Below are 25,803 nucleotides of genomic sequence, written 5' to 3' on the forward strand. Positions count from 1 at the left end.
CTAGGCGCTGGCCAGCCACTGCCGGGCCAGCCGAATCCTGGCCTCCACCTGTTCGGTGGTGGCCTGGGCCAGGGTCGGTCCGCCGACCTCTCGCCGCAGCCCGGCATGGACGTGGCTGTGCGGCACTCCCCTGACCCGAGCGACCTGCGAGACCAGGCTGTTGAGCTCCTTGCGCCGGCCCTCCAATGCCCGGAACAGACTCACCTCCGCAGGCACCTTCTCCCGCTTCTCGCGATGCGAGGCGCGGTTCAGTTGCCGACGCTGCCGATCGGCCAACAAGGTGGCCACCTGCTCGGGTTCCAGCAACCCCGGAAGCCCCAGGTAGTCGGCCTCGTCCATGCTGGTCGGCTCGGCCTGGATGCCGTAGGCCTGGGCATCGAACAGGACGTGATCGAAGATGGCATTCGCCTCCAGGGTCTCCTGCTCCCCTTCGAAGTCGGCCATCCGCCGGGTCCGGTTCGCCTCGGCCAGCAGCGCCTCCTCCTCGGCCCACAAGTCCTCGCTGCGCTGCGGGCGGCCCAGGACGTGGTCGCGCTGCCGCTCCAGCGCTCCGGCGTGGGCCAGCAGGATCGGCACCGTGGGCAGGAACACACTGGCCAGCTCGCCACGCCGACGGCTGCGGACGAAGCGGCCCACGGCCTGGGCGAAGAACAGCGGAGTCGAGGTGGCCGTGGCGTACACCCCGACCGCCAGCCGCGGGACGTCCACGCCCTCGGAGACCATCCGGACCGCCACCATCCAGCGGTCAGTGCCTTCGGCGAAGGCCTCGATCCGCCGGCTCGCGCCGGGATCGTCGGACAGCACCGTGGTCGGCTTCTCGCCGGTGATCGTACCCAGGGCCCGCGCATAGGCGCGGGCCTGTCTTTGGTCGCTGGCGATCACCAGCCCGCCGGCGTCCGGCACCTGGCGGCGCACCTCACTCAGTCGGCGATCGGCTGCCTGCAGCACGGCCGGCATCCATTCCCCGGCCGGATCCAGGGCCGTCCGCCAGGCCTGCGCGGTGAGGTCCTTGGTCAGCGGTTCACCCAGGTTGGCGGCCAGCTCGTCACCGGCTCGAGTCTTCCAGCGCATCGGACCGCCATAGGCCAGGAACACCACCGGACGCACGACGTGGTCGCGCAGCGCCTCGGCGTAGCCGTAGGTGTAGTCGGGCACCGAGCGCCGAGTGCCGTCGCCGTCTTCGGCATAGTGAACGAAAGGGATCGGGGTCGCGTCGGAGCGGAATGGAGTGCCGGTCAGCGACAGCCGCCGAGTGGCCAGCGCGAAGGCCTGAGCGATCGCCTCTCCCCAGCTCAGCGCATCGCCGGCATGGTGGATCTCATCGAAGATCACCAGCGTGCGAGCATCCGCTGTCCGCGACTCGTAGGCGAAGGTGGCCGCCGCCACGCCGGCATAGGTGACCGCCTGGCCCTGATATTGCCGCGACCGGCCGCGGCGCTGCTGACCCAGGCCCGGATCCAGGTGCAGGCCGACCTTGGCCGCGGCGTCCGCCCACTGCACCTTCAGGTGCTCGGTCGGGGTCACCACGATCACCTGCTCGATGGTGCGCGCCTCCAGCAAGTCGGTGGCTACGCGCAGCGCGAAGGTGGTCTTGCCGGCCCCGGGGGTCGCCACTGCCAGGAAGTCCTTGGACTCCAGCTCTCGATAGCGGGTCAGCGCCTCCACCTGCCACGCGCGCAAGCGCGCAGCCGTGCCCCAGGCGGCCCGCCCCGGAAATGCCGGAGACAGGTCATGGATCGGCACCAATCAGCTCCTGGCCCGGTCCACACGCCATCCGACCAGGACGGCGATGGCGATTCCGGTCAGATCGGCCACCATGTCCCAGACGTCGCCGTCGCGATAGGGAAGGAAGCGCCACTGGACCAGCTCGCTGATCGGGGCATGCAGTGCGAACACCGTGGCCACCAGCCAGCGCCGTCCGGTCAGCGAACCCAAGAGGTAGGCCGGGATGCCGAAGATCAAGGCGTGAACAACCTTGTCAGCGCCGGTGATGGTGACGAACTGCTCACCACCTGGCGAGCCAGGCCAGTACACCGCGGCCAACTGGACGAGCACTGCGACGATCGCAGCCACCCACCACCACCGCGAGACCACCGCCTCGCTGACCTCGCCGCCGACACTCGGATCTGAGGACTTCACGGGCTCAGCTCAGCCTGGCCAAGACCAGCTCGCGGACCTTGGCAGCGTCGGCTTGGCCGCGCAGTTCCTGCATCACCGCACCGATCAGGGCACCGGCTGCTTGCACCTTGCCCGAACGGATCCGCTCGGCCACGTCCGGGTTGGCCTCGATGGCGCGATCGACCGCAGCCGTCAGTGCCGAGTCGTCGCTGACCACAGCCAGGCCGCGGGCGGCCACGACGTCGGCCGGACTCCCCTCGCCGCCCAGCACGCCGTCGATGACCTGACGGGCCAGCTTGTCGTTGATCGTGCCGGCCTCGACCAGAGTCTGCACTTCGGCGACCTGCGCCGGGGTGATCGCCAGCTCGCCCAGCTCGCAACCGGCCTCGTTGGCCCGACGGGCCAGCTCGGTCAGCCACCACTTGCGGGCGGCGGACGCGCTCGCCCCGGCCGCCACGGTCGCCTCGATCAGGTCGAGGGCCCCGGAGTTCACGATGTCGGCGAACTCCTGGTCGGCGAAGCCCCATTCGGCCTTGAGCCGTTTGCGCTTGAGATCGGGCAGTTCCGGCAGGGTGGCCCGCAGCTCGGCGACCCACTCCGCACTCGGTGCCACCGGCACCAGGTCCGGCTCGGGGAAGTAGCGGTAGTCCTCGGCGGTCTCCTTGGACCGGCCCGGGGTGGTGTGCCCCTCCTCGTGCCAGTGCCGGGTCTCCTGGTGCACCTTGCCGCCGGCGGCCAGCAGGGCGGCCTGACGGCGGATCTCGTAGTGCAGCGCGGCCTCGATGCTCCGCAGCGAGTTCACGTTCTTGGTCTCGGTGCGCAGCCCGAATTGGGTGGCACCCTTGGGCATCAGTGAGACGTTCGCGTCGCAGCGCAGCGAGCCCTGCTCCATCCGGACGTCCGAGACGCCCAGCGCCAGCATCAGATCGCGCAGGAACGCCACATAGGCCTTGGCCACGGCCGGCGCCTTGGCTCCGGTGCCGGTGATCGGCTTGGTGACGATCTCGACCAGCGGGGTGCCGGCCCGGTTGTAGTCCAGCAGCGAGTAGTCGGCGTCGCCGATCCGTCCGCTCACCCCGACATGGACGCTCTTGCCGGCGTCCTCCTCCATGTGCGCGCGCTCGATCTCGATCCGGTAGGGCTCACCGTCCACCTCGATCTCGACCCAGCCGTTGAAGGCGATCGGCTCGTCGTACTGCGAGGTCTGGAAGTCCTTGGTCATGTCCGGGTAGAAGTAGTTCTTCCGGGCGAACCGGCACCACGGAGCGATCTCGCAGTTCAGGGCCAGGCCGATCCGGATGGCCGACTCGATGGCCTTCGCGTTGACCACCGGCAGCGACCCGGGCAGGCCCAGGCAGACCGGACAGGTACGGGTGTTGGGCTCGCCGCCGAAGACGTTCGCACAGCTGCAGAACATCTTGGAGACGGTGTTCAGCTCGACGTGAACCTCCAGGCCCAGCACCGGATCGAACTCGGCCATGGCCTGATCGAAGTCGTACAGCTCGACGCTCACCGCCGTGCTCCTTCCAGATAGGCGCCGGACGGCGAGGCGAGCAGCTGATCCAGCAGCGAGCCGCCCCAGCCGGCCGCGAGTTCGGCCTCCAGAGCCGCACCCACCCGGTACAGCCGGTCATCGGCCATGGCCGGGGCCATCACCTGGAAGCCGACCGGCAGACCGTCGGCCAGGCCACAGGGCACCGAGATGGCGCAGTTGCCGGCCAGGTTGGACGGGATCGTGCACAGGTCGGCCTTGTACATGGCCAGCGGGTCGTCCACCCGCTCACCGATGGTGAAGGCCGTGGTCGGCGTGGTCGGGGAGACCAGCACGTCCGCGGCACCGAAGGCGGCGTTGAAGTCCTGGGTGATCAGGGTGCGCACCTTCTGCGCCGAGCCGTAGTAGGCGTCGTAATAGCCGGCCGACAGGGCGTAGGTGCCGATGATGATCCGGCGCTTGGCCTCGGCTCCGAAGCCGGCCCCGCGGGTCAGGTTCATCACTTCTTCGGCGCTGGCATTGCCGTCGTCGCCGACTCGCAAGCCGTAGCGCATGGCGTCGAAGCGGGCCAGGTTGGAGCTGACCTCGCTGGGCATGATCAGGTAGTAGGCGGCCAGCGCATAGTCGAAGCTCGGGCAGGACACCTCGACGATCTCGGCACCGCGGCGCTGCAAAGCCTCCAGGGCTTCGGCGAACCGCTGCTCGACGCCGGGGGCATAGCCCTCGCCGCCCAGCTCGGTGACCACACCGACCCGCATTCCGGAAATGTCACCGCTGCGAGCCGCTCCGACAACGTCGGGCAGCGGGGCGTTGATCGAGGTCGAGTCCATCGGATCCCAGCCGCCGATCACCTGGTGCAGCAGGGCCGCGTCCAGCACCGTCCGGGCGCACGGGCCGGGGGTGTCCAGCGAGGACGCCATGGCCACCACGCCGTAGCGGGAGGTCCCGCCATAAGTGGGCTTCACGCCCACCGTCCCGGTGACCGAGGCCGGCTGCCGAATCGAGCCACCGGTGTCAGTACCCAGCGCCAGCGGGGCCTCGAAGGAGGCCAGGGCGGCCGCCGAGCCACCACCAGATCCGCCAGGGATCTTGGTGTTGTCCCACGGGTTGTGAGTGACGAAGAAGCCGGAGTTCTCGGTGGACGAACCCATAGCGAACTCGTCCATGTTGGTCTTGCCCAGCACCACCACGCCGGCATCGGCCAGCCGCGAGGTGATCGTGGAGTCGTAGGGCGGCACCCAGCCCTCGAGAATCCGCGAGCCACAGGTGGTCGGGATGCCCTTGGTGCAGAAGATGTCCTTCATGGCCAGCGGCACCCCGGCCAGCGGGCTGAGCACCTCACCGGCTGCGCGGCCGGCGTCCACCGCATCGGCAGTAGCCAGGGCACGATCGGCGGCAACATGCAGGAAGGCGTTGATCCGGTCGTCGACGGCCGCGATCTGGTCCAGGTGGGCCTGAGTGACCTCGCGAGAACTCACCTCGCCGGCGGCGATCAGCCCGGCCAGCTCGGACGCGGTGGCCCGCAGCAACTCGTTCACTGTTCCTCCCCCAGAATCCGCGGCACCCGGAACCGGCCATCTTCGGCAGCCGGAGCAGCCGCAAGGACGGCGTCGGCCGTCAGCGACGGTCCGACGCGATCCGGACGGAAGACATTGGTCAGCGGCAGCGCATGAGAGGTCGGCGGCACCTCGGCGGTGGCCACCTCGGCCACCCCGGCCACGGCGTCCAGAATCACGTCCAGCTGCGGGGCGAGGGCTGACAACTCGTCTTCGGTGAGCCGGATTCTGGCCAGCTCGGCGAGCCGGGCCACATCGGCTGGGGTCAAGGCCAAGACACATCTCCTGTGGGGATGGAGCGGGCCGGAATCGTCCGCTCGGTGACGAGGTCTCACTCTACCGGTGCCGTTTGACACCCTCGTAACACCGATGAGGCAGACTGTCGGAGTGTTCCTCGTTCGCGTGCTCTTGCCAGACCGTCCCGGCTCCCTCGGTGCCGTAGCGACGGCCATGGGCGTGGTCTCTGCCGACATCAATGCGGTCGAGATCGTCGAAAAGGGCGATGGCTACGCCGTGGACGACTTCATGGTGGAACTTCCGGCCGGTTCCCGGCCCGACTCCTTAGTCAGCGCGTGCGCCTCGGTGCCCGGCGTCGAAGTGATCTGGGTGTCCCACTATCCGGAAGCCTGGGGGCTGCAGGCCGACGTCGACGTGCTGGACGCCATGACCGAGGACCCCGAGCATGCCGAGGAGATTCTCACCACCGAGGCCCCGGCAGTCTTCCGCGTCACCTGGGCGCTGCTGATCGATCGAGACTCTGCGACCGTGGTCGCGGCCACGGATCTGGCCCCCGAGTTGGATGCGGCCGGTATCGCCGCGCTGGGAGAACTCGATCTGTTGCACGTCCGCGAACTGCCCGAGGGTTGGACGCCCGGCTGGGGCGAGACGCTGATCGGAGTGGCGCCATTCCGGAGTTCCACCACGATCGTGCTGGGCCGTCACGGTGGCCCCGAGTTCATGAAGTCGGAGTTGGCCCGGCTGCGCCACCTGACCGCACTCGCCCACTAGGAGCGCTCGGCCGTTTCGGCTCAGCCCCTGATCAGGGTGTAGATCCAGTAGCCGTAGCCGACCACCACGGAGAGCACCAGCAAGAAGGCGCCGATCGCATACCAGCGCCAGCGGCGCTTGGCGCGGGTGGCGGGAACATCGATCGGACCCCACTCGCCGACCCGCGGCATCACCCGCGGCGGCGCGCCGGGGTTGAGGTTCAGGTCGGAGTTCAGTCCTTCGGGCACCCGATCAGCCTACCCAGCCACCGCGGCGGGTCCGCCGCTGAGCAGCGCATCGAACTGGTCGGCGGCCAGCACCGGCACGCCGAGCGCGACCGCCTTGTCCAGTTTGGAGCCGGCGCCGTCCCCGGCCACCACGAAGTTGGTGCGCGCCGACACCGAGCCGGACGCCTTGCCGCCGCGGGCCACGATGGCCTCGGTGGCGCCGTCACGGCTGTAGCCCGGCACCGAACCGGTGACCACCACGGTCAGCCCGGCCAAGGTCTGCTCGAGCTGTTCACCTGCGGCCGGCTGATCGGCCATCCGGCAGCCCGCGGCCAGCCATTTGTCGACGATGGCCCGGTGCCAGTCCACCGAGAACCACTCCGCGATGGAGGCGGCCAGCACCGGCCCGATGCCCTCCACGGCGCTCAGCTCCTCGACGGAGGCCGATCGCAGGGCGTCGATGCTGGGGAAAGCGGCGGCCACGTCGGGAGCCACCCCCTTGCCGATGTGCCGAATCGAGAGGGCCACCAGGAAGCGGGCGAAGGGACGTTCCTTGGCCGCCTCCAGGTTCTTCAGCAGCTTGTCGCCGTTGGCCGACAGCCGTCCGTCCTTGGTGACGAAGACCCCGGCGGCCACCAGCTGCTCGGCGGTCAGGCTGAACAGGTCGCCCTCATCGGTGAGCAGGCCGGCGCTGAGCAGGGTGTCGGCGGCCTTCTCACCGAGCACCTCGATGTCCAGAGCCTGCCGAGAGGCCAGATGGAACAGCCGCTCCCGCAGCTGGGCCGGGCAGGACCGCCGGTTGGGGCAGCGGATGTCGGCGTCGCCCTCCTTCTCGTGCTTCAGCTCGGTGCCGCAGGAGGGGCAATGAGTCGGCATCACGAAGGGCCGTTCGGCCCCGGTGCGCAGCTCGACCACCGGTCCGAGCACCTCCGGGATCACGTCGCCGGCCTTGCGCAGCACCACGGTGTCGCCGATCAGGACGCCCTTGCGGCGCACCTCTGTGGCGTTGTGCAAGGTGGCCTGTTCGACGGTGGAGCCCGAGACGACGACCGGCTCCATCACGGCGTACGGGGTGATCCGGCCGGTCCGCCCGACGCCCACCCGAATGTCGAGCAGCTTGGTGTTCACCTCTTCGGGCGGGTACTTGTATGCGATCGCCCAGCGAGGAGCGCTGCTGGTCCGGCCGAGCTGATCTTGCAGAGCACGGTCGTCCACCTTGACCACGACGCCGTCGATCTCGTGCTCGACCGAGTGCCGGTTCTCGCCGAAGTACTCCACGTACGCGCGCACCTCGGCCGCGGTGCGGCAACGCCGATAGTGGGTGCTGGTCGGCAACCCCCAGCTCTGCAGCAGCTCATAGCCGTCCGACTGCAGTTGAAGGTCGTCGCCACTGAATGCGCCGATCCCGTGGACCAGGAAGTGCAGCCGGCGCTGCGCAGTCACGGTGGGATCCTTCTGCCGCAGCGAGCCGGCCGCCGAGTTGCGCGGGTTGGCGAACGGGGCCTTGCCCGCCTCGACCAGCCCGGCGTTCAGGGCCGCGAAGTCCTCGATCCGCATGAAGACCTCGCCACGCACCTCGACCACAGCCGGGACGTGCTCGCCGACCAGCCGAGACGGGATTGCGTCGATGGCCCGGACATTGGCCAGCACGTCCTCACCGACCGTGCCGTCACCTCGGGTGGCCGCACTGGCCAGCACCCCGTCCCGGTAGACCAGATCCAGGGCCAGCCCGTCGATCTTCAACTCGCACAGGTAGCCGGCCTCGGCCAGCGCCGGGCCGGCCAGTCGCGTGGTTCGTTCGATCCAGTGATCGAGTTCTTCGATCGAGAACACGTTGCCCAGACTCATCAGCGGAGTCAGGTGTGTCACCTTCGAGAAGCCGACGGCCACCGCCCCGCCGACCTGCTGGCTGGGGCTGTCCAGGGTGCGCAGCTCGGGATACTCATCCTCGAGGGCGACCAACTCGCGCATCAGCGCATCGAACTCGGCATCGGAGACCGATGGGGCGTCCTGCTCGTAGTAGCGGCGCCGATGCTCGATGATCTCGGCGCTCAACCAGGCGTGACGTTCGCTGGGTTGCGTCATGGCCGCAATCTAGCGCTCGACGCCGACAGCTCCTCGCTCAGCGCGCCAACTCCTCTTCCAGCTGCCGTCCGGCCGCGGCCAGTTCGGTCAGCGCGGACGGGACCAGCGCCGCCGGCCACCCGGCCAGGCCACAGGCAGGGGTGAGCACCAGCTGGCCGGCCGGAACCCCACCCACCCGATCGAGGAAGCGCAGCGCGCGGCGGCGCAGGTCATCGCTGCGCACCACGACGGGCGTCGCGGTCGGCAGGACGCCCAGATAGATCGCTCCCCCGGCCTCGGCCAGCTCGGCGATGGCGTCGATGTCGGCTGTGGCCAGCTGGTCCAGGTCGAAGGAGAAGCCCAGCAGCGGACTCGATGCGCCGACTCCGCGCAGGCCACGCAGCGGCCAGGCCGTACCCGGTCCGCTCCACGGCGCGCAGCTGTGCAGGACCACCTCGGCCACCCGTCCGGTATCGAACGCGGCCGCGGTCACCGCCTGAATGCCCTCGGCAAGCTCGGGCAGGTCGATCCGGCGATGCCGGAAGAAGCCTCCCGCGGTCGGCACGGCGCCGGCCGCCACGGCCGGCAGCGCCGGCTCGTCGATCTGCAGCACCAACTCGGCGCCGGGCAGCCGTCGTCCGATATCGACCAGCAGTTCGGCCGTGCTCCCGGCCAGCGCCTGGGCCAGATCGCGGCGCGCGCCGGCGTCGGCAAGGACTCGCCCGGCATTGGTGATTCCGGTGGTGGCTGCCAGGCTCCATGGCCCGGCCACGGCCACCTTGAACCGCCCGGAGTAGTCGAACAGCTCCTCCTCGAGCCGATCCAGATCGTCACGCCAGGTGGACCGCGCCCGGCGCTGGTCGACGCCGGCGGCGTCGGCCAGCAGCCACTCTCCGGCCAGCAACTGGGCCGGCAGTCCGGACGGCAGGCCGAGCCCCCGTCCGGTGAAGGACGCCCACGGGCCTCGATCCGGCAGCTCGGGCAGGTGCGCGAAGTCGGGCAGCTTGTCGACCACCAGGCGAAGTGCGGCTCCGAAGTCGGTTCCCGGCAACGAACCCAGGCCGGTGACGGCAACCATCACGGCCTCGTCGCGGCGATGGTGGCGCTGCCGATGACGACCTCGCCGTCGTAGTGGACGGCGGCCTGACCAGGGGCGATCCCGAAGGCGGGCTCGTCCAGCTCGATCAGGATCCGTTCGGCCTCGGCCACGATGGTGGCCGGCATCGGCTCGCCGTGGGCCCGAACCTGGACCAGCCCGGTGCGCGTCCCCAGGGCGGCCGGCCCGGCCCAACTGGGCCGGATGGCCTCGATGGTGCGCACCTTGAGCAGCGAGTGCGGTCCGACCGTGACCACCCGCCGCTGTGGATCGACGCCGGTGACATAGCGGGGACGGCCGTCGGCGGCCGGCACCGACAGGTGCAGGCCATGTCGCTGGCCGACCGTGAACTGCTGAGTGCCGGCGTGTGCTCCGACCACCTCGCCCCGCTCGTCCACGATGTCGCCGGGATGGGAGCCCAGCTGCTCGCGCAGGAAGCCGGCGGTGTCTCCGGTCGGGATGAAGCAGATGTCGTGGCTGTCCGGCTTCTGGGCCACCAGCAGGCCGCGGGCGGCGGCTTCGGCCCGCACTTCGGCCTTCGAGATGGCGTCGCCCAGCGGGAACAGCGAGCGGGCCAACTGGTCCTCGGTCAGCACGCCCAGCACATAGGACTGGTCCTTGGAGGCGTCGACCGAGCGCAGCAGCCGCAGCTGGCCGTTCCGGAGTTCCCGGCGGGCGTAGTGGCCAGTGGCCACGGCATCGAAGCCGAGCGCCAGACCGCGCTCAAGGACGGCGGCGAACTTGATCTTCTCGTTGCAGCGCAGGCACGGGTTCGGGGTCCGTCCGGCGGAGTACTCGGCCAGGAAGTCGGCCACCACATCCTGCGCGAACCGCTCAGACAGATCCCAGACGTAGAACGGGATGCCGAGCAGGTCGGCCACCCGGCGAGCGTCGTTGGAGTCCTCCAGAGAACAGCAGCCCCGCGAGCCACTGCGGTACAGCTCGGCGTTGCGGGCCAGCGCCAGGTGCACGCCGACCACCTCGTGGCCGGCCTCGACCAGCCGCGCCGCAGCCACCGAGGAGTCCACGCCTCCCGAAAGTGCCGCCAGAATCCGCATCCATCCCCTATCGACGCCAGCAGTCTAGGCGGACGGGTCAGCCCAGAGCCCGCCGAGCCCTGGCCAGGGCGGTCGGCAGCACCGCGACCACGCGCTCGATGTCGGTCGAGGTGGTACTCGGGCCGAAGGAGAACCGCAGGCTGGCCGAGGCGTCGTCCTGGCTGCGTCCCATGGCCAACAGCACCTCGCTGGGCTGGTGCACCCCGGCCGAACATGCCGATCCGGTGGACGCCTCGACCCCGGCCCCATCCAGGAGGAGCAGCAGGTCGTCGGCCCGGGTGCCGGAGAAGGTGGCATTCACGATGGCCGGACCGGCCGGCTCGACGGTGTTGATCCGCACCTGGGGCAGCCTGGCCAGCTCGGCGATCAGCTGGTCCCTCAGCCCGCGCAGCCGCTCGACCTCAGCCTCGAGGTGGTCGACAGCGAGCCGCACTGCGGCTGCGAAGCCGACCGCCAGCGCCACCGGGACGGTGCCCGAGCGCAGTCGCGCCTCCTGCCCACCCCCGAAGCCGACCGGACGCAGCCGCACTCCGCGGCGGACCACCAAGGCTCCGATGCCGACCGGGCCGCCCACCTTGTGCGCCGACAGCGAGATCAGGTCGGCGCCGCTGCCGGCCAGCCCGATCTCGACATGGCCGAGCGCGGCCACGGCGTCGGCGTGAAACAGCGCGCCGTGCCGATGTGCCAGCTCGGCGACAGCCGAGATCGGCTGGATGGCACCGGTCTCGTTGTTCACCCAGATCACGCTGACCAGGGCCGTCGCCGAAGTGATCAGCTGTTCGGCGGCCGCCACGTCCAGATGACCCGAGGCATCGACCGGCAACCGATCAACCTCGGCGCTGCGCTCGACGACCGCGGCCACCGAGGCGTGCTCGACCGTCGAGATCGCCAACCGCGGCCGCGCCGGGTCGCCCACGGCTCCCAGGATGGCCAGGTTGTTGGACTCGGTCCCGCCGGCGGTGAAGATCAGTTCAGCGGGCAGTGCGCCGACTCGCTCGGCGATCGCCTCCCGGGACTCCTCGAGCAGCCGTCGGGCCCGCCGACCGGCGGCGTGGGTGGAGTTCGGATTGCCGGCCAGGGAGAGCACCGGGAGCATGGCGTCCAGCACTTCGGGCAGGATCGGCGAGCCGGCCGCATGGTCGAGGTAGCTACGCTCGTCCACGCCTACCTCCGATCAACACGAGCCCAGGCCGGAGTGCTTCGGCTGGGAAGTCGGGTACATCCCGAGCAAGATTAGGTCGTCACGGCTACGAAAGGGACCAACCCAATGGACAATCCGGCCAGTGAACCGCCAGTAACCGCCGTACTGGGAGCCCACGTCGACGATGCCGGAACTTCCTTCAGCCTGTGGGCGCCGCGCGCCAACCGGGTCGAGTTGGTCCTCGTGGACGACCAACTGGATCAGCAGAACTACGATCTCGAGCAGTACCCGGACGGAGTCTGGCGCCGACATCTGCCCGACGTCGGCGGTGGCCAGCGCTACGGCTACCGGGTACATGGAGAGTGGGCGCCCGAGCTGGGCCAGCGGTTCAACCCGGCCAAGCTGCTGCTGGACCCCTACGCCAAGGCCATCACCGGTGGCGTGGACTACTCCGGACCGATCACCGACCACACTGCCGAGTCGAACTTCCAGCCCGATCCCACCGACTCTTTCGGCTCGGTGCCGCTGAGCGTGGTGGTCGCCGACTCACCGGCCCCGGCTCCGCTGGCCCAGCCGCGTCCGCTGGAAGAGCTGGTGGTCTACGAGGTGCACCTGCGCGGCTTCACCAAGCAGCATCCGGAGGTGCCCGAGCATCTGCGGGGAAGCTACGCCGGCCTGGCCTACTCCAGCGTCGTGGAGTACCTGGTCGGCCTCGGGGTCAACGCCGTCGAGCTGCTGCCCGTCCACCACTTCGTTTCCGAGCCGTTCGTGATCGGACGCGGCCTGGTCAACTACTGGGGCTACAACAGCCTGGGCTTCTTCGCCCCGCACGGCCACTACTCCTCGGCCGGGACCACGGGCGAGCAGGTGGCCGAGTTCAAGGCCATGGTGAGCGCACTGCACGAGGCCGGCATCGCCGTGATCCTGGACGTGGTCTACAACCACACCGGTGAGGGCGGCCATGAGGGTCCGACCCTGTGCCTGCGCGGGATCGACCATGGCGAGTACTACCGGCTGACCGAGGACCGCCGCAACGACTACGACGTGACCGGCTGCGGCAATGCCGTGGACACCTCCAAGCCGGCCGTGCTGCGAATGGTGCTGGACTCACTGCGCTACTGGGCCACCGAGATGGGGGTGGACGGCTTCCGCTTCGATCTGGCCACCACTCTGATCCGCGACGGCGCCCACCACGTCGATCAGAACCACGAGTTCAAGCAGGCCATCGCGGCCGATCCGGTGCTGTCCGGCAAGGTGATGATCGCCGAGCCGTGGGATCTGGGCCCGTACGGCTATCAGGTCGGCCGCTGGGGTGCCGACTGGACCGAGTGGAACGACCGCTTCCGCGGCTTCACCCGCGACTTCTGGCGCGGTGCGGTCGGCGGCGTCCAGGAGCTCGCCACCCGGCTGTCGGGCTCCTCCGACATCTTCGACCACGACGGACGTCCGGTGACCGCATCGCTGAACTTCGTCACTGCTCACGACGGCTTCACAATGCGTGACCTGGTCACCTACGACCTCAAGCACAACGAGGCCAACGCCGAGCGCAACCGTGACGGAGCCGACGACAACCGCTCCTGGAACCACGGCTACGAGGGCGAGACCGACGATCCCGGCATCATCGCCGCCCGGCAGCGGGCCGCCCGGAACCTGATGGCGACCCTGCTGCTCAGCGCGGGAGTTCCGATGATCACCGCCGGCGACGAGTTGGGACGCACCCAGGGCGGCAACAACAACGCCTACTGCCAGGACTCGCCGATCTCCTGGCTGAACTGGAACACTCGCCAGGAGTGGCCCGACCAGGAGGAGTTCACCCGACGCCTGCTCAAGCTGCGCGCCGAGCATCCGCTGCTGCGCCCGGGCAGCTGGCGCCGGCACGGCAAGGTGGTGGACGCCGCCGGCCGGAGCCTGGGCCGCTCACCGATCGCCTGGTTCAACGAGACCGGCTGGGAGATGACCAACGATCACTGGCACGACCAGGGACGGCGCACGCTGGGGATGTACCTCTCCAACGCCGACGAGGGCCTGTTGATCTGGTTCCACGCCGGGGCCGATCCGATCGAGACCGACCTTCCGGGAGCCCCGTGGGCTCTGGAGTACCAGGTGCTCACTCACAGCGGCACGGACGGCGAACTGCCCGAGGAGCCGATCGCACCCGGATCCACCCTCACCCTGCCCGGCGCCACAGTGGCCGTCCTGGCCGTGAAGGTCCGCACCGGGTCCCGGTAGGGGCAGGCGCAGGCTCCGGGCCGCGACCCGCCGGCGATGATGCCATCGACCGTGGCCGTCAGTCGTCGATCCCGAGGACTTCCTTCAAGAGGTCACGCAACTCCGGATCGCTGAGCGTCGGACGCCGCTGGACGACGGCGGCCATCCCGTAGACCGTGCCTTCGCCCCGCGCCGCCGCCGCCGGATCGGCGTTGCCGGCCAGGACGGCGCCCAGCGCGGCCACCAGGCTCTCGACGCGGGCGTTGAGTGCCGGGTCGAGTCCGCCCCGATCCAGGAGCACCAGGCCGACCACCCGCCGATGCTCGACATAGAAGTCCGCCAGGAACCGGGCACCGGCCTCCGCGCGGTCCCGATCCGGACCGGCCTGCAGCCGTCCCACGGCCGCTTCGGCCTCGTCGAGCACCGGGACCAGGAGCGAGTTGATCAGCTCCTCCTTGGACTCGAAATGACTGTAGATCGACGCCTTTCGGATGCCGAGGGCGTTCGCGATCATCTGCAGCGACGTCCCCGCCAGCGAATGAGCGTTGAACAACTCCGTCGCGGCCTGGAGCAGGCGATCGCGACCGCCTCGCGTCCGCTTCAGCGCGGCGCCAGTGCCGTGCAGTGCGCTGTCCGACGACACACCAACCTCCTCAAACTACCGATCGGTAGTTTCGCGAGCTATGCTACCGATCGTTAGCCTAGCGCCCCGCTAGCGAGAGGAGAATCCGGAATGGATCACAAGACCTTGCTCAGGATCGACAAGGTGTCGGCCTGGCTCGGCATCGCGTGGGTGATCACCTACGCGCTGACCTTCATCGTGCTCGGTAACAACCTGCCGCCGGCCCAGGCGTCCTGGACCGGCCAGGAGCTCGTCGACAACTTCTACCTGCCGCACCGCACCCAGATCATGATCGGGATGAGCCTGGCCGCGTTCTTCGGCTTCCTCTACGCGGCGCTGAGCATCCTGCTCACCACGCTCATGTGGAAGCGCGAGCGCGGCAATCACACGCTCTCGATGATGCAGCTCATCGGCGGGTGCTTCACGGCGTGGACGCTCATCCAGAGCCCGGTGCTGTGGGCCTGGTCGGCATCGGTCTCCGGCACGGAGATCAACCCGGACCTGATCAAGATGGCGACCACCCTCGGCTGGTACATGATCAACATGATCTATGCGATCACCACCATGCAGTGCTTCGCCCTGGGCGTCTTCACCCTGGCCGACAAGTCGAAGAACCTGATCTTCCCGCGCTGGGCGGCCATCTTCGCGTTCTTCTCCGGGGTGACCTTCTCGACCGAGACGGTGCTCCCGTTCTTCATGACCGGGCCGCTGGCCTACGGAGGCCTGTGGAACTTCTTCGGCGCAGCGGTGTTCTGGTTCGCCTTCTTCCTGGTCTACAACATCTCCGCGATCCGCTTCCTCAACAAGCACGGCATCGAAGCTCCGATCGAGATCGGCGCGATCGACGAGCCTGCGGCGGAACAGCGCGTCCAGAGGGAAGCCGTTGCGACCTTCTGAGCAGCTGACGGTCTCCTCGGCGCGCGGCGTCCCCGCCGCCGAGGAGGCCACCGCACCTCGCAGCGATCGGCGGATCCCCGGTGTGCCAGAGCTATGGGCCCTCTTCGGCCTCGACGTGGCGAACTTCACCCTGCTGTTCGCCGCCTTCCTCCTGGCCCGGGCCCAGGCGCCGGCCACCTTCGCCACCGGACATGCACTCCTCGATCCGACTCGCGGTGGCATCGACACGCTGTTGCTGCTGACCAGCTCCTGGTTCGCGGCCAACGCCCTGCACGCGGCACGGAATGGGCGGCGCGAACACGTCCGCGGCTGGGTAGGCGGGACGGCTCTCGGGGCAGCGATCTTCGTCGCGCTCAAGGCATCGGAGTACACCGGTGTGATCGAGCACGGCATCAACATCGGAACCGATCTCTTCTTCCAGTACTACTTCCTGATCACCGGCCTGCATCTGCTCCATGTGATCGGCGGCGGCGTGATCTTCGCCATCTACTGGCTCCGACTCCGCGACCCGGCCCGGGCGCTGACCGTGCGCTGGTTCGAGACCGCCACCCTCTACTGGCACGTCGTGGACGTGCTGTGGATCGTCATCTTCCCGCTGCTCTACCTGCTGAAGTGATCATGCAAACGATTCCTCGACGTCAGACCCGGGTGTGGGTTGTCCTCCTCTCCGCGACCGTTCTGGTCACCTGGGCGGTCACCCTGCTGGGGTTGCCGGTCAATGTGGCGCTCACCGTCACAATCCTCGTGGCGGGGGTCAAAGCCACGCTCGTTGCGTTCGAGTTCATGGAACTGCGGACCGCGCCACGGCTGATCCAGGCCATCGCGTTGGGCTGGATCGTTGCGGTCACCGGCATGATCCTCGCGTTCCACCTGGCCACCCCGTGACGGTGCGGCGCCCCTCCCCGGTGCCACCGCAGCCGTCCCTGCCGCAATCCTGCGAACCGGATCCCGGTAGGTGCTTTGCGCCCGGAGCAGGGGCTAGGTTTGGGCCGTGAGCAGCAGCCCGTCGCGCAAGCGCCCCGCCAGCCCCCCGGTCGAGCCCCCTGCAGCGGTGACCCCGACCAGCCTCGTCCTGACCGCGCCCAGCGTGCCGAGTCTCGGCTTCGGCCGGATTCCGGTGGCCGGGCTCAGCCCGGTCGTCGAAGCCGGCAGCTACCCGGCCAAGGCCAGCGTCGGTGAACTGATCCCGATCCGAGCCAAGGTCTTCCGGGAGGGCCACGACGCGGTCAATGCCTCAGTGGTGCTGACCACCCCGGACGGCACTGAGCAGCGTCACCCGATGATCGCGGTCGAGCCACGAGGCCTCGACCCGTGGGAGGCCTGGGTGCGGCTCGACCAGCCCGGCCACTGGCGGTTCCGGGTGGAGGGCTGGTCCGACCCGTGGGCCACTTGGCTCCACAATGCCGAGGCCAAGCTGCCCGCCGAGATCGACGTGGAGCTGGTTTGTCTGGAAGGCCGGCACCTGCTCAACGATGCGGCCACCCGGGCACTGGAGACCGGTGATCAGCTGGACGCATCGGTGTTGCGATCCACGGCCGACCTGCTGCTACCCAACCGGGCTCCGGCCGATCTGCTGGACGCGGTGGCGGCCAAAGCGATCACCCGGGCCATGGCCTCCTACGGCCCGCGGGAGCTGGTCTCCCCCACCGCCGACTACCCGATCCAGGTGGATCGCCGGACCGCGCTGTTCTCCAGCTGGTACGAGTTCTTCCCGCGCTCCCAGCAGGCCAGCTATCACCCCAAGACCAAGAAGTGGACCTCGGGCACCTTCGACTCCAGCCATCAGCGCCTGGAGGACGTGGCCGCCATGGGCTTCGACGTGGTCTACCTGCCGCCGATCCATCCGATCGGCACCGCCTTCCGCAAGGGACGCAACAACAGCCTGACTCCGACCGCGGCCGACCCGGGCTCACCGTGGGCGATCGGCTCGGCCGAGGGCGGCCACGACGCCATCCATCCGGATCTGGGCGACTGGGACTCCTTCGACAGGTTCGTGGCCAAGGCCCGCAGCCTGGGCATGGAGATCGCCCTCGACTTCGCCCTCCAGGCGTCCCCCGATCATCCGTGGGTCACCACCCACCCGGAGTGGTTCACCACCCGGCTGGACGGAACCATCGCCTACGCCGAGAACCCGCCCAAGAAGTATCAGGACATCTACCCGATCAACTTCGACAACGATCCGGTCGGGATCTACCACGAGGTCCTGCGGATCCTGAAGCTGTGGATGTCGCACGGCGTGCGGATTTTCCGGATCGACAACCCGCACACCAAGCCGGTGCAGTTCTGGGCCTGGATCCTGCGCGAACTGCGCGAAAGCGACCCGGACGTGCTGTTCCTGGCCGAGGCCTTCACCCGTCCCGAGATGATGCACACGCTGGGCAAGGTGGGCTTCCACCAGAGCTACACCTACTTCACCTGGCGAAACGACAAGCGAGAACTCCAGGAGTACCTGACCGAGCTCAGCCAGGACACCGACGCCTTCTACCGTCCGAACTTCTTCGTGAACACCCCGGACATCAACCCCTTCTTCCTGCAGTCGGGCAACCCGGCCGCCTTCGCCATCCGGGCCATCCTTGCCGCTACCGGTTCACCCAGCTGGGGGGTCTACTCCGGCTTCGAACTGTTCGAGCACAAGGCCTTTCGCGAGGGCGGCGAGGAGTATCTGGACTCGGAGAAGTACGAGTACCGGCCCCGCGACTACCACGCCGAGCCGAACCTCAACCTGCTGCTGGGCAAGCTGAACCGGATTCGCCGCGATCATCCGGCCTTGCAGCAGCTGCGCCGGATCAGCTTCATCTCGACGGCCAATGATCAGGTGCTGGCCTTCGCCAAGAACGATGGCGACGACACCGTGATCGTGATCTGCAGCCTGGACCCCGAGCACACCGTGGAGAGCGAGCTCTACCTGGATCTGCCGGCGCTGGGCATCAGCTCCGACACCGTCGACCTGCGGGACGAGCTCACCGGGGCGAACTTCACCTGGGGCGGGCTCAACTTCGTCCGGCTCACTCCGACCAACCCCGCCCACATCCTGCATGTCCTGGGCCGCTGACGCCGCCGCTGCCTGGCAGCGACATCTCGAGCAGGCCCGCTGGTTCTCCGGCAAGGGCCGCTCAGCACGAGTCAGCGCCCTGACCGCGCTGGACTGGTACACCCCGGCCGGCAGTTGGCCAGCGGTGCGCTCCGAGCTGGCCACCGTGAGCTATCCGGACGGCCCGGACGAGGTCTTCCAGCTGCTGGTCGGCTACGTCCGGCCGGGAACCGCGGACGTCCCGGCCCCGCTGGGTCGGGTACGCCTCGACGATCTGGGCGAGGTGGAGTTCTTCGATGCCACCGAGGACGGCGGCTCGTTGACGGCGCTGGTCGACGCCCTGCTGACCTCACCGCCGCCGGGCATGCGCTGGCTGGAGCCGTCCGCAGTCGATCCCGGGGCGCGGATGCGGCGTTACCGCGGCGAGCAGAGCAACACCACCGTTGTGCTCGGTGACGGCGCCCTGCTGAAGTTGTTCCGCAAGCTGGAGCCCGGGGCGAACCTGGACGCCGAAGTTCTCGAGCGGCTGCCCGGCGAGATCACTCCGCGACTGTTCGGCGTCCTGCGGGCCGATGACTACGACCTGGGCATGTTCTATCAGCGGATCACCGGCATCACTGATGGCTGGGTGTTCGCCACCTCGGCCGCGGCGGCGACGAGCAGCTTCGCCGAGGCGTCCGCCGATCTCGGTCACGCGCTGGCGGTGCTGCACGACGAGTTGGCCTCCGCCTTCGGCACGGCCGAGCGGAGCGGGGACGAGCTGGCCGAGGTGATGCTCGACCGCTACCAGGTGGCCGCCGAGGCGGTCCCCGAGTTGGCCGTCCACGCCCCTGCGGTGACCGAAGTCTTCGATCGGCTGCGCGGCCAACGCCTGACGACCCAGCGCGTGCACGGCGACTTCCACCTGGGCCAGGCGCTGCATCGCCCGGCCGCGGACGGCCAGTCGCCGTGGGTGATCATCGATTTCGAGGGCGAGCCACTGAAGTCGCTGGCCGAACGCCGGGAGTTCGACACCCCGGTCCGTGACGTGGCCGGAGCCCTGCGCAGCCTCGACTACGCCCGCAGCGCGGCCGCCGATCCCGACTCCAGCGCGGCCCTCGGCTGGACCGCCGAGGCCACCGGCGCCTTCCTGGACGGCTACGGTCGGCACCGTCCGGTTCAGCCCGCCATTCTCCAGGCTTACCTGCTGGACAAGGCAATCTACGAAGTTGTTTATGAAGTGCGGAATCGGCCGGGTTGGGCCCACATTCCGCTCCGAGCGGTCCAAGATGAGCTTGTGAGAGCTCAGGGCGGGCCCACTATCAGACCGAAGGAGTTCTGATGGCACACGATCTGACCGGCGGCCTCACCGGAACCGACCTGGAAGGCTTTCACACCGGCGGCGACACCGAGTGTTGGCGCCGGCTGGGAGCTCACGAGCTGGTCCTCTTCGATGACGAGCGCGGCGAGATCCACGGCACCCGATTCGCCGTTTGGGCACCGAACGCCACCCAGGTGCGGCTGAACGCCGACTTCAACTGGTGGACCGGGGACGATATGCACCTGATCCCCGGCTCCGGGGTCTGGGCGCTGTTCGTCGAAGGGGTCGGCACCGGGGCTCTCTACAAGTACAACGTGCTGGGCGCCGACGGCGTGTGGCACGAGAAGGTCGACCCGGTCGGCTTCTTCGCCGAGCAGGCTCCGAACAACGCCTCGATCGTCTACAGCTCGACTTACCAGTGGTCGGATCAGGACTGGCTGTCCCGGCGCGCCACGGCTCAACCGCACGCCGAGGCCATGTCGATCTACGAGCTGCATCTGGGCTCCTGGCGCAAGGGCAAGTCCTACCGGGAGCTGGCCGACGAGATCGTCGAGTACGTCACCTGGCAGGGCTTCACCCACGTGGAGTTCATGCCGGTCACCGAGCACCCCTTCGAGCCGTCCTGGGGCTACCAGGTGACCAACTACTTCGCTCCGCAGTCGCGGCTGGGCCATCCCGACGAGTTCCGGCACCTGGTCGATCGGCTGCATCAAGCCGGCATCGGGGTGATCCTGGACTGGGTGCCCGGCCACTTCCCCAAGGACGATTGGGCGCTGGGCCGCTTCGACGGGACGGCGCTGTACGAGCACGCCGACCCCCGCCAGGGCGAGCACAAGGACTGGGGCACCTACATCTTCAACTACGGCCGCAACGAGGTGAAGTCGTTCCTGGTCTCCAACGCCCTGTACTGGGTGACCGAGTACCACATCGACGCCCTGCGGGTGGATGCGGTGGCGTCCATGCTCTATCTGGACTACTCGCGCAACGAGGGCGAGTGGGTGCCCAACATCTACGGCGGCCGGGAGAACCTCGAAGCCATCGACTTCCTGCGTTATGTGAACTCCCACCTCTACGAGCGGGTCCCCGGCGTCGTGATGATCGCCGAGGAGTCCACCTCATTCGATGGGGTCACCAAGCCCGTCCATGCCGGCGGGCTGGGCTTCGGGTTCAAATGGAACATGGGCTGGATGAACGACTCCTTGCGCTACCTGGCCGAGGAGCCGATCCACCGGCAGTACCACCACGACCTGATGACCTTCGCCATGGTCTACGCCTACTCGGAGAACTTCATCCTGCCGATCTCCCATGACGAAGTGGTCCACGGCAAGGGCTCGATGATCAACAAGGTGCCGCAGGACAGCTGGCGCCAGTTCGCCACCCTGCGCAGCTTCTACTCCTTCATGTGGGGCTTCCCGGGCAAGAAGCTGATCTTCGCCGGCTGCGAGTTCGGCCAGCGCTCGGAGTTCAACGAAGCGGTCGCCCTGGAGTGGTGGGTCAGCGACCTGTGGGGCCACCGCGGCCTGCAGCTGCTGTTCAAGGACCTCAACCGGATCTATCGGGAGAACCCGGCGCTGTGGCAGTTGGACAGTGAGCCGGCCGGCTTCCGCTGGATCAACGCCGACGATCGCGGTGCCAACACCTTCTCCTGGCTGCGCAGCGACGAGGCCGGGAACCAGGTGGCGGTCATCTCCAACTTCTCCTCCGAGCCGTGGACGTCCTACCGGATCGGGCTGCCAGCGGCCGGGGCCTGGGAGGAGATCCTGAACTCCGACGCCGAGCTCTACGACGGCACCGGCACCTTCGGCAACCTCGGCCAGATCACTGCCACGGCCGTCCCCTGGAACGGACAGCCGGCCAGCGCCACGTTGGTGGTACCGCCGCTGGGGACGGTGTACCTGCGACATCGGGGCTAGTCCGGAACGTTCCGTCGGCCCGGGCCGCCCCTCGTCCCGCAGGAAAGGGACAGTCCCCCCTTTCTGCGGCTCCGAATGTGGCGAAGAGGGGTCAAAACAACTCATTGCGGGAATACTTCGCCCTATGAGTATGGTTAGCCAGACGCTAACTACTCGCTCAGGAGTGCCGCGATGACCCTTCCGGGGACGGTGCCGGCCAAGACCACTCGTCTTGGCGCGCTGTTGGCCATCTATCTGCTGGGCATCTTCATGGGGGCGATCGACACCGGCATCGTCACCCCGGCCCGCACTCTGATCCAGAACGATCTGGGCGTCGACGACAAGACCGGGGTGTGGATGCTGACCATCTACACCCTCGCCTACGCGGCCTCGATCCCGGTGATGGGCAAGTTGGCCGACCGCTACGGACGCAAGCCGATCTACCTGATCTCGATCACCCTGTTCGGACTCGGCTCACTGCTGTGCGGACTCAGCCAGGACGTCGGCAGCTTCGAACTGCTGATCGCGGCCCGGGCCATCCAGGCGCTGGGTGGCGGCGGCATCGTCCCAATCGCCACCGCCGAGTTCGGCACCTCGGTGCCGGCCGAGAAGCGTGGCATGGCGCTGGGCCTGGTCGGTGGCGTCTACGGGGTGGCCAACATCTTCGGCTCCAGCGCCGGCAGCCTGATTCTTGACGCCTTCGGCGCCCACAACTGGCAATACATCTTCTACGTGAACGTCCCGATCAGCGTGGTGATCATCGTCGCCGGGCTGATCCTGCTGCCTAACCACAAGGCCGAAAGCGTCGCCAAGATCGACCTGCTGGGCATCACCCTGCTGGTGGCCATGATCTTGTCGCTGCTCTACGGACTGCGGAACATCGACTTCTTCGACCTGTCCAGCCTGTCCAGCCTGGACGTGTACCCGTTCCTGCTGGCCTTCGTCCTGCTAGCGCCGGTGTTCGTCCTCGCTGAGCGGCGCGCCGCCGACCCGGTGCTGAACCTCGGCTACTTCACCGATTTCGCCATCGGCGTCACCCTGCTGCTCGCGCTGCTGTCCGGGGTGATCCTGATGGGGGTGATCTTCGTTCCGCAGTTCGCCGAAAACGCGCTGCGCATCCCGACCGGCCAGGGCGGCTACTTCGTGATCATCCTGGGGTTGTTCTCCGGGATCGGGGCACCGCTGTCCGGCACCCTCACCGACAAGTTCGGGCCCAAGGTCGTGCTCGGCTTCGGCGTGATCACCTCGGCCATCGCCGCGGCGGTCGGGGCCTGGTGGGCGATCCCCTCTCCGTCCTGGTGGAGCGTCTGCATCACGCTGGCTTTGATGGGCCTGGGGCTGGGCTTCACCATCGGCTCGCCGCTGAACTACATGATGCTGGACCGGACGCCGGCTGCCGAGGCGAACTCGGCGTTGGCCACTTTGTCCCTGGTTCGCTCGATCGGCACCACCCTGGCCCCGGCCTTCCTGATCGGCTTCCTGGCCCATGCCGGCACCGGACTGCAGGCTGCGCTCACCGCCGAGCTGCCGACCAAACTCGACGCGCCGACCCTGCCCTACGCCAGCGAGCTGGAGCAGAGGTTCAGCCAGCTCAAGAAGGACCCGAACCTCAAGGACAAGCTGGCCGGCGTCAACTTCCCTGATCTGGGCGGACAGAGCGTCACCATCGACATCAACGGCGGCGGCTCGCTGCCGCCGGACTTGGTCGAGCTGCTCAAGACCGCCGACGTCACCACCATCACCGAGCGGACCAAGACCGTGGCCGATCGGATGTTCGCTCAGCAGACCCCGTCGGTGATCGCTGACATCACCGACGGAGTGAACACCGGGTTGGCCAGTCTGGATCAGGCAGCCACCGACCTGGACAAGGCTCACGCCAAGCTGACCAAGGCGGTGAACGGGATCCAGAAGGGCATCGACGGGATGGAGAAGGCCCGGACCGGGATGCGTTCGGGCGTGGCCGGAATGACCAAGGCCATCAACGGGATGACCAAGGGCATCGACGGGATGTCCCGGGGGCTGCGCAAGCTGGACTCCGACCTGGCCAGGCTGCGGCAAGCCCGGGCCGGGGTGCAGGCTGCCTACGACCAGATCATGGACGCACTTCCGCCGGGCACACCCGAGCCGCCACCCGCCCAGCAGCTCCACGCCCAGCTCACCGAGCTCGATGCCGCGATCGCCGGCGCCGGGCAGGGCCGAGCCGCCCTGGCCGACAAGCAGAAGGCACTGAAGGCCCAACGGGCCACGCTGGTCGGCAAGCGAGCGGCACTGCGCACGTCGTTGCACACTCTGGACGGCAAGCTCGCCAAGGCCGGGAAGGACCGCACGAAGCTGATCAACGCCCGCGACGAGCTGGCCGGCGCCCAGGCGGAGCTGGCCGACAGCCGGGCCAAGCTGGTGGTGCTCCGCGACGCCGTCCCCGGCGCCTTCGAGACCTCCCGCACCCAGTACCTGGCCAAGATCGACGAACTCGGCCCCACCCTGCAGTCGACCTTCGCCAGCACTCTCAACGAGGGCTTCCGCGGCATCTACCTATCCACCCTGGTTGCCGCCCTGCTGGCCGCCGGGCTGCTGGTCCTCTACCCGAGGCGCGCCAAGACCGAGTGACACAATGCCGTCATGAACCGAGCGGGAATCTTGTTGTTCGACGGCGTGGAAGAACTCGATGCGATCGGCCCATGGGAGGTGCTCTCCGCCTGGAGCCTGCAGTTCCCCGAGGACGGCTGGGAGGTGGCGCTCTGCGCGGCCGAGGCCGGCCCGGTCACCGCAGCCAAGACCGCAGTGTTCACCCCGCATGAGGTCCGCACCGACGACTACCAACTGATCGTGGTTCCCGGTGGCCAGGGCACCCGACGGATCCTGCGGGAGCCGGCCACCCTGGAGTGGGTACGGGCTGCGCATCGACGCGGTGCGCTGGTGACCAGCGTCTGCACCGGAGCTCTCGTGCTGGCGGCCGCAGGACTGCTCGCCGGCCGACCGGTGACCACGTATCACTCCGCCTACGACGAACTTCTCGAACTCGCTCCGGACTGCCGCCCCGACCGGGATTCTCGGTGGGTGGACTCCGGCGACGTGGTCACCTCGGCAGGAGTCAGCGCAGGGATCGACATGGCCTTGCATCTGGTGGACCGGTTGGCCGGCACCGAACGCGCTCGCCAGGTGCGCCGCGCCATCCAGTACGACCCCGAGCCGCCGGTCTAGAACAGAGCGCTCATCAGGTCCCGGCGCGCCTTGAGCACTGCCGGGTCGGTGCCACCGACGGTCTCGAAGAGCTCCAGCAACCGCAGCCGGACCTGCTCGCGCTGGTCCCCCGTGGTGATCCGGATCACCTCGATCAACCGGGCGAAGGCCTGCTCGGCAGCGCCACCGAAGACTTCGGCGTCAGCAGCGGCCAGCTGCAGCTCGACATCAGCAGGCGCGGCGGCGGCCCGCTGCAGCGCCTGTGCCGGGTCGGCCGTGCTGACCCGGCCGAGCAGGGCCGCCTGGGCCCGTCCGGCCTTGGCCTCGGCGTCATTGGGGGACGCCGCCAGCAGCTTGTCGAACTCGGCCACGGCTGCATCGAAGTTGCCTTCGGCCAGGGCCGCGTCGGCTGCCGCGAAGCGCGGATCCGGGCCGGCCTCACTGTCCACGCTGACCGGCTCGGCGCGTCCGACGACGCCGTTGGCGGCGGCCACCTGGAGCAACTGGTCCAGATAGGCCTGCGCCTCCACCTTGTCCTTGGTGCCCTGCCACATCGGTGCCAGCTGACCACCCACCACGCCGATCACAGCCGGCACGGCCTGGATCCCGAAAGCGGCCGCCACCTGCGGCGATGCGTCCACATTGATCCGTCCCAGCAACCAGGCACCGCCGGCGGCATTGGCCAGCTCGGTGAGCGTCTGCGACAGGGCGTCCGCGTTGGCCCGCGGCGAGTTCAGCTCCAGCACCACCGGGAAGCGCAGCGAGAGCGAGATGACCTGCTCGAGGTTCCGCTCGTCGACCTCCATCACGTAGCTCGCCCCCGGCGGAGGCGGCGGCGCCTTGGCCGCAGCGACGATCGACGACAGATCCATTGCCCGAGTCGGGTTGAAACCAGCAGGAGTCACCTAGGCATTGTGCCAGTCGTCGCGAAACC

At 68.6% G+C, this 25,803-nt stretch carries 22 protein-coding genes; 10 read left to right on the forward strand and 12 right to left on the reverse strand.

Annotated elements, in window-relative coordinates:
* Genes ATK74_RS06540 through gatC form a run of 5 tightly spaced genes read right to left on the reverse strand, consistent with a single transcriptional unit; the run spans position 1 to position 5,441 of the window.
* Positions 1 to 1,743 carry a DEAD/DEAH box helicase gene (locus ATK74_RS06540; RefSeq protein ID WP_245840788.1) on the reverse strand — a complete coding sequence of 581 codons (1,743 nt, stop codon included), beginning with the start codon at positions 1,741 to 1,743 and terminating at the stop codon, positions 1 to 3.
* A gap of 3 nt (positions 1,744 to 1,746) precedes the next feature.
* Positions 1,747 to 2,139 (reverse strand): VanZ family protein, encoded by a 393-nt coding sequence (locus tag ATK74_RS06545; RefSeq protein ID WP_211283302.1) that lies wholly within the window; start codon positions 2,137 to 2,139, stop codon positions 1,747 to 1,749.
* A 4-nt stretch (positions 2,140 to 2,143) separates the two neighbouring features.
* A complete protein-coding gene (gene gatB / locus ATK74_RS06550; protein WP_098460282.1) occupies positions 2,144 to 3,631 on the reverse strand; it encodes an Asp-tRNA(Asn)/Glu-tRNA(Gln) amidotransferase subunit GatB in 1,488 nt (495 codons plus the stop codon).
* Positions 3,628 to 5,148, reverse strand: a complete 1,521-nt coding sequence (gene gatA, locus ATK74_RS06555; RefSeq protein WP_098460283.1) for an Asp-tRNA(Asn)/Glu-tRNA(Gln) amidotransferase subunit GatA — start codon at positions 5,146 to 5,148, stop codon at positions 3,628 to 3,630. Before gatA ends, gatB begins: the two co-directional genes overlap by 4 nt.
* On the reverse strand, positions 5,145 to 5,441 hold the full coding sequence (gatC, locus tag ATK74_RS15570; protein ID WP_169923763.1) for an Asp-tRNA(Asn)/Glu-tRNA(Gln) amidotransferase subunit GatC: 297 nt from the start codon (positions 5,439 to 5,441) through the stop codon (positions 5,145 to 5,147). Before gatC ends, gatA begins: the two co-directional genes overlap by 4 nt.
* Positions 5,442 to 5,535: 94 nt before the next feature.
* On the opposite strand from gatC, the gene ATK74_RS06565 reads away from it, so the two are divergent.
* Positions 5,536 to 6,174, forward strand: coding sequence for an ACT domain-containing protein (locus ATK74_RS06565; RefSeq protein ID WP_098460285.1), 639 nt, complete (start codon positions 5,536 to 5,538; stop codon positions 6,172 to 6,174).
* Between the two features lie 20 nt (positions 6,175 to 6,194).
* Here the strand turns inward: ATK74_RS06565 and ATK74_RS06570 are convergent, their stop codons facing one another.
* From ATK74_RS06570 to ATK74_RS06590, 5 genes are read right to left on the reverse strand one after another with little or no spacing between them, the layout of a single operon-like run.
* The gene (locus tag ATK74_RS06570) at positions 6,195 to 6,401 is read right to left on the reverse strand and encodes a hypothetical protein (RefSeq protein ID WP_098460286.1); all 207 of its coding nucleotides are present in this window, start codon (positions 6,399 to 6,401) and stop codon (positions 6,195 to 6,197) included.
* 9 nt (positions 6,402 to 6,410) lie between these two features.
* Positions 6,411 to 8,465, reverse strand: coding sequence for an NAD-dependent DNA ligase LigA (gene ligA, locus ATK74_RS06575; protein ID WP_098460287.1), 2,055 nt, complete (start codon positions 8,463 to 8,465; stop codon positions 6,411 to 6,413).
* 37 nt (positions 8,466 to 8,502) lie between these two features.
* Entirely contained in the window at positions 8,503 to 9,522 is a 1,020-nt protein-coding gene (locus tag ATK74_RS06580; RefSeq protein WP_098460288.1) for a uroporphyrinogen decarboxylase/cobalamine-independent methonine synthase family protein, read from the reverse strand.
* Positions 9,522 to 10,598 (reverse strand): tRNA 2-thiouridine(34) synthase MnmA, encoded by a 1,077-nt coding sequence (gene mnmA / locus ATK74_RS06585; RefSeq protein WP_098460289.1) that lies wholly within the window; start codon positions 10,596 to 10,598, stop codon positions 9,522 to 9,524. Before mnmA ends, ATK74_RS06580 begins: the two co-directional genes overlap by 1 nt.
* 37 nt (positions 10,599 to 10,635) lie before the next feature.
* Positions 10,636 to 11,760, reverse strand: coding sequence for a cysteine desulfurase family protein (locus ATK74_RS06590; RefSeq protein ID WP_098460290.1), 1,125 nt, complete (start codon positions 11,758 to 11,760; stop codon positions 10,636 to 10,638).
* A gap of 105 nt (positions 11,761 to 11,865) precedes the next feature.
* Between ATK74_RS06590 and glgX the strand changes: the two genes are divergently transcribed.
* Positions 11,866 to 13,968 carry a glycogen debranching protein GlgX gene (gene glgX / locus ATK74_RS06595; protein ID WP_098460291.1) on the forward strand — a complete coding sequence of 701 codons (2,103 nt, stop codon included), beginning with the start codon at positions 11,866 to 11,868 and terminating at the stop codon, positions 13,966 to 13,968.
* Positions 13,969 to 14,026: 58 nt separating this feature from the next.
* On the opposite strand, the gene ATK74_RS06600 is transcribed toward glgX, so the two are convergent.
* A complete protein-coding gene (locus tag ATK74_RS06600; protein ID WP_098460292.1) occupies positions 14,027 to 14,590 on the reverse strand; it encodes a TetR/AcrR family transcriptional regulator in 564 nt (187 codons plus the stop codon).
* Positions 14,591 to 14,680: 90 nt separating this feature from the next.
* Between ATK74_RS06600 and ATK74_RS06605 the strand changes: the two genes are divergently transcribed.
* The 8 genes from ATK74_RS06605 to ATK74_RS06640 all read left to right on the forward strand — a co-directional run bounded on the left by ATK74_RS06605 (position 14,681) and on the right by ATK74_RS06640 (position 24,890).
* The gene (locus tag ATK74_RS06605) at positions 14,681 to 15,466 is read left to right on the forward strand and encodes a hypothetical protein (protein WP_098460293.1); all 786 of its coding nucleotides are present in this window, start codon (positions 14,681 to 14,683) and stop codon (positions 15,464 to 15,466) included.
* Positions 15,453 to 16,082 carry a cytochrome c oxidase subunit 3 gene (locus ATK74_RS06610; protein WP_169923764.1) on the forward strand — a complete coding sequence of 210 codons (630 nt, stop codon included), beginning with the start codon at positions 15,453 to 15,455 and terminating at the stop codon, positions 16,080 to 16,082. Before ATK74_RS06605 ends, ATK74_RS06610 begins: the two co-directional genes overlap by 14 nt.
* Before the next feature lie 2 nt (positions 16,083 to 16,084).
* A complete protein-coding gene (locus ATK74_RS06615; RefSeq protein WP_098462083.1) occupies positions 16,085 to 16,351 on the forward strand; it encodes a cytochrome C oxidase subunit IV family protein in 267 nt (88 codons plus the stop codon).
* A 106-nt stretch (positions 16,352 to 16,457) separates the two neighbouring features.
* A complete protein-coding gene (locus tag ATK74_RS06620; RefSeq protein ID WP_098460295.1) occupies positions 16,458 to 18,518 on the forward strand; it encodes an alpha-1,4-glucan--maltose-1-phosphate maltosyltransferase in 2,061 nt (686 codons plus the stop codon).
* Positions 18,502 to 19,818 (forward strand): phosphotransferase, encoded by a 1,317-nt coding sequence (locus ATK74_RS06625; RefSeq protein WP_098460296.1) that lies wholly within the window; start codon positions 18,502 to 18,504, stop codon positions 19,816 to 19,818. Before ATK74_RS06620 ends, ATK74_RS06625 begins: the two co-directional genes overlap by 17 nt.
* Complete coding sequence (gene glgB, locus ATK74_RS06630; RefSeq protein WP_098460297.1) at positions 19,818 to 21,710, forward strand: 1,4-alpha-glucan branching protein GlgB; 1,893 nt, start codon at positions 19,818 to 19,820, stop codon at positions 21,708 to 21,710. The genes ATK74_RS06625 and glgB overlap by 1 nt, the downstream gene beginning before the upstream one ends.
* A gap of 171 nt (positions 21,711 to 21,881) precedes the next feature.
* Complete coding sequence (locus tag ATK74_RS06635) at positions 21,882 to 24,296, forward strand: MFS transporter (protein ID WP_098460298.1); 2,415 nt, start codon at positions 21,882 to 21,884, stop codon at positions 24,294 to 24,296.
* A gap of 12 nt (positions 24,297 to 24,308) precedes the next feature.
* Positions 24,309 to 24,890 carry a DJ-1/PfpI family protein gene (locus ATK74_RS06640; protein ID WP_098460299.1) on the forward strand — a complete coding sequence of 194 codons (582 nt, stop codon included), beginning with the start codon at positions 24,309 to 24,311 and terminating at the stop codon, positions 24,888 to 24,890.
* Here the strand turns inward: ATK74_RS06640 and ATK74_RS06645 are convergent.
* A complete protein-coding gene (locus ATK74_RS06645) occupies positions 24,887 to 25,774 on the reverse strand; it encodes a tetratricopeptide repeat protein (RefSeq protein WP_143483581.1) in 888 nt (295 codons plus the stop codon). The two genes, ATK74_RS06640 and ATK74_RS06645, sit on opposite strands and share 4 nt — an antisense overlap.
* Positions 25,775 to 25,803: the final 29 nt, after the last annotated feature.

This window comes from Propionicimonas paludicola (assembly GCF_002563675.1).
GTDB classification, from domain to species: Bacteria; Actinomycetota; Actinomycetes; order Propionibacteriales; family Propionibacteriaceae; genus Propionicimonas; species Propionicimonas paludicola.

Coding starts and splice junctions, on each gene's coding strand:
- ATK74_RS06625 (WP_098460296.1), top strand. CDS start 18,502: ATGTCCTGGGCCGCTGACGCCGCCGCTGCCTGGCAGCGACATCTCGAG.
- ATK74_RS06580 (WP_098460288.1), bottom strand. CDS start 9,522: ATGGTTGCCGTCACCGGCCTGGGTTCGTTGCCGGGAACCGACTTCGGA.
- ATK74_RS06605 (WP_098460293.1), top strand. CDS start 14,681: ATGGATCACAAGACCTTGCTCAGGATCGACAAGGTGTCGGCCTGGCTC.
- glgB (WP_098460297.1), top strand. CDS start 19,818: ATGGCACACGATCTGACCGGCGGCCTCACCGGAACCGACCTGGAAGGC.
- glgX (WP_098460291.1), top strand. CDS start 11,866: ATGGACAATCCGGCCAGTGAACCGCCAGTAACCGCCGTACTGGGAGCC.
- mnmA (WP_098460289.1), bottom strand. CDS start 10,598: ATGCGGATTCTGGCGGCACTTTCGGGAGGCGTGGACTCCTCGGTGGCT.
- ATK74_RS06635 (WP_098460298.1), top strand. CDS start 21,882: ATGACCCTTCCGGGGACGGTGCCGGCCAAGACCACTCGTCTTGGCGCG.
- ATK74_RS06640 (WP_098460299.1), top strand. CDS start 24,309: ATGAACCGAGCGGGAATCTTGTTGTTCGACGGCGTGGAAGAACTCGAT.
- ligA (WP_098460287.1), bottom strand. CDS start 8,465: ATGACGCAACCCAGCGAACGTCACGCCTGGTTGAGCGCCGAGATCATC.
- ATK74_RS06615 (WP_098462083.1), top strand. CDS start 16,085: ATGCAAACGATTCCTCGACGTCAGACCCGGGTGTGGGTTGTCCTCCTC.
- ATK74_RS06565 (WP_098460285.1), top strand. CDS start 5,536: ATGAGGCAGACTGTCGGAGTGTTCCTCGTTCGCGTGCTCTTGCCAGAC.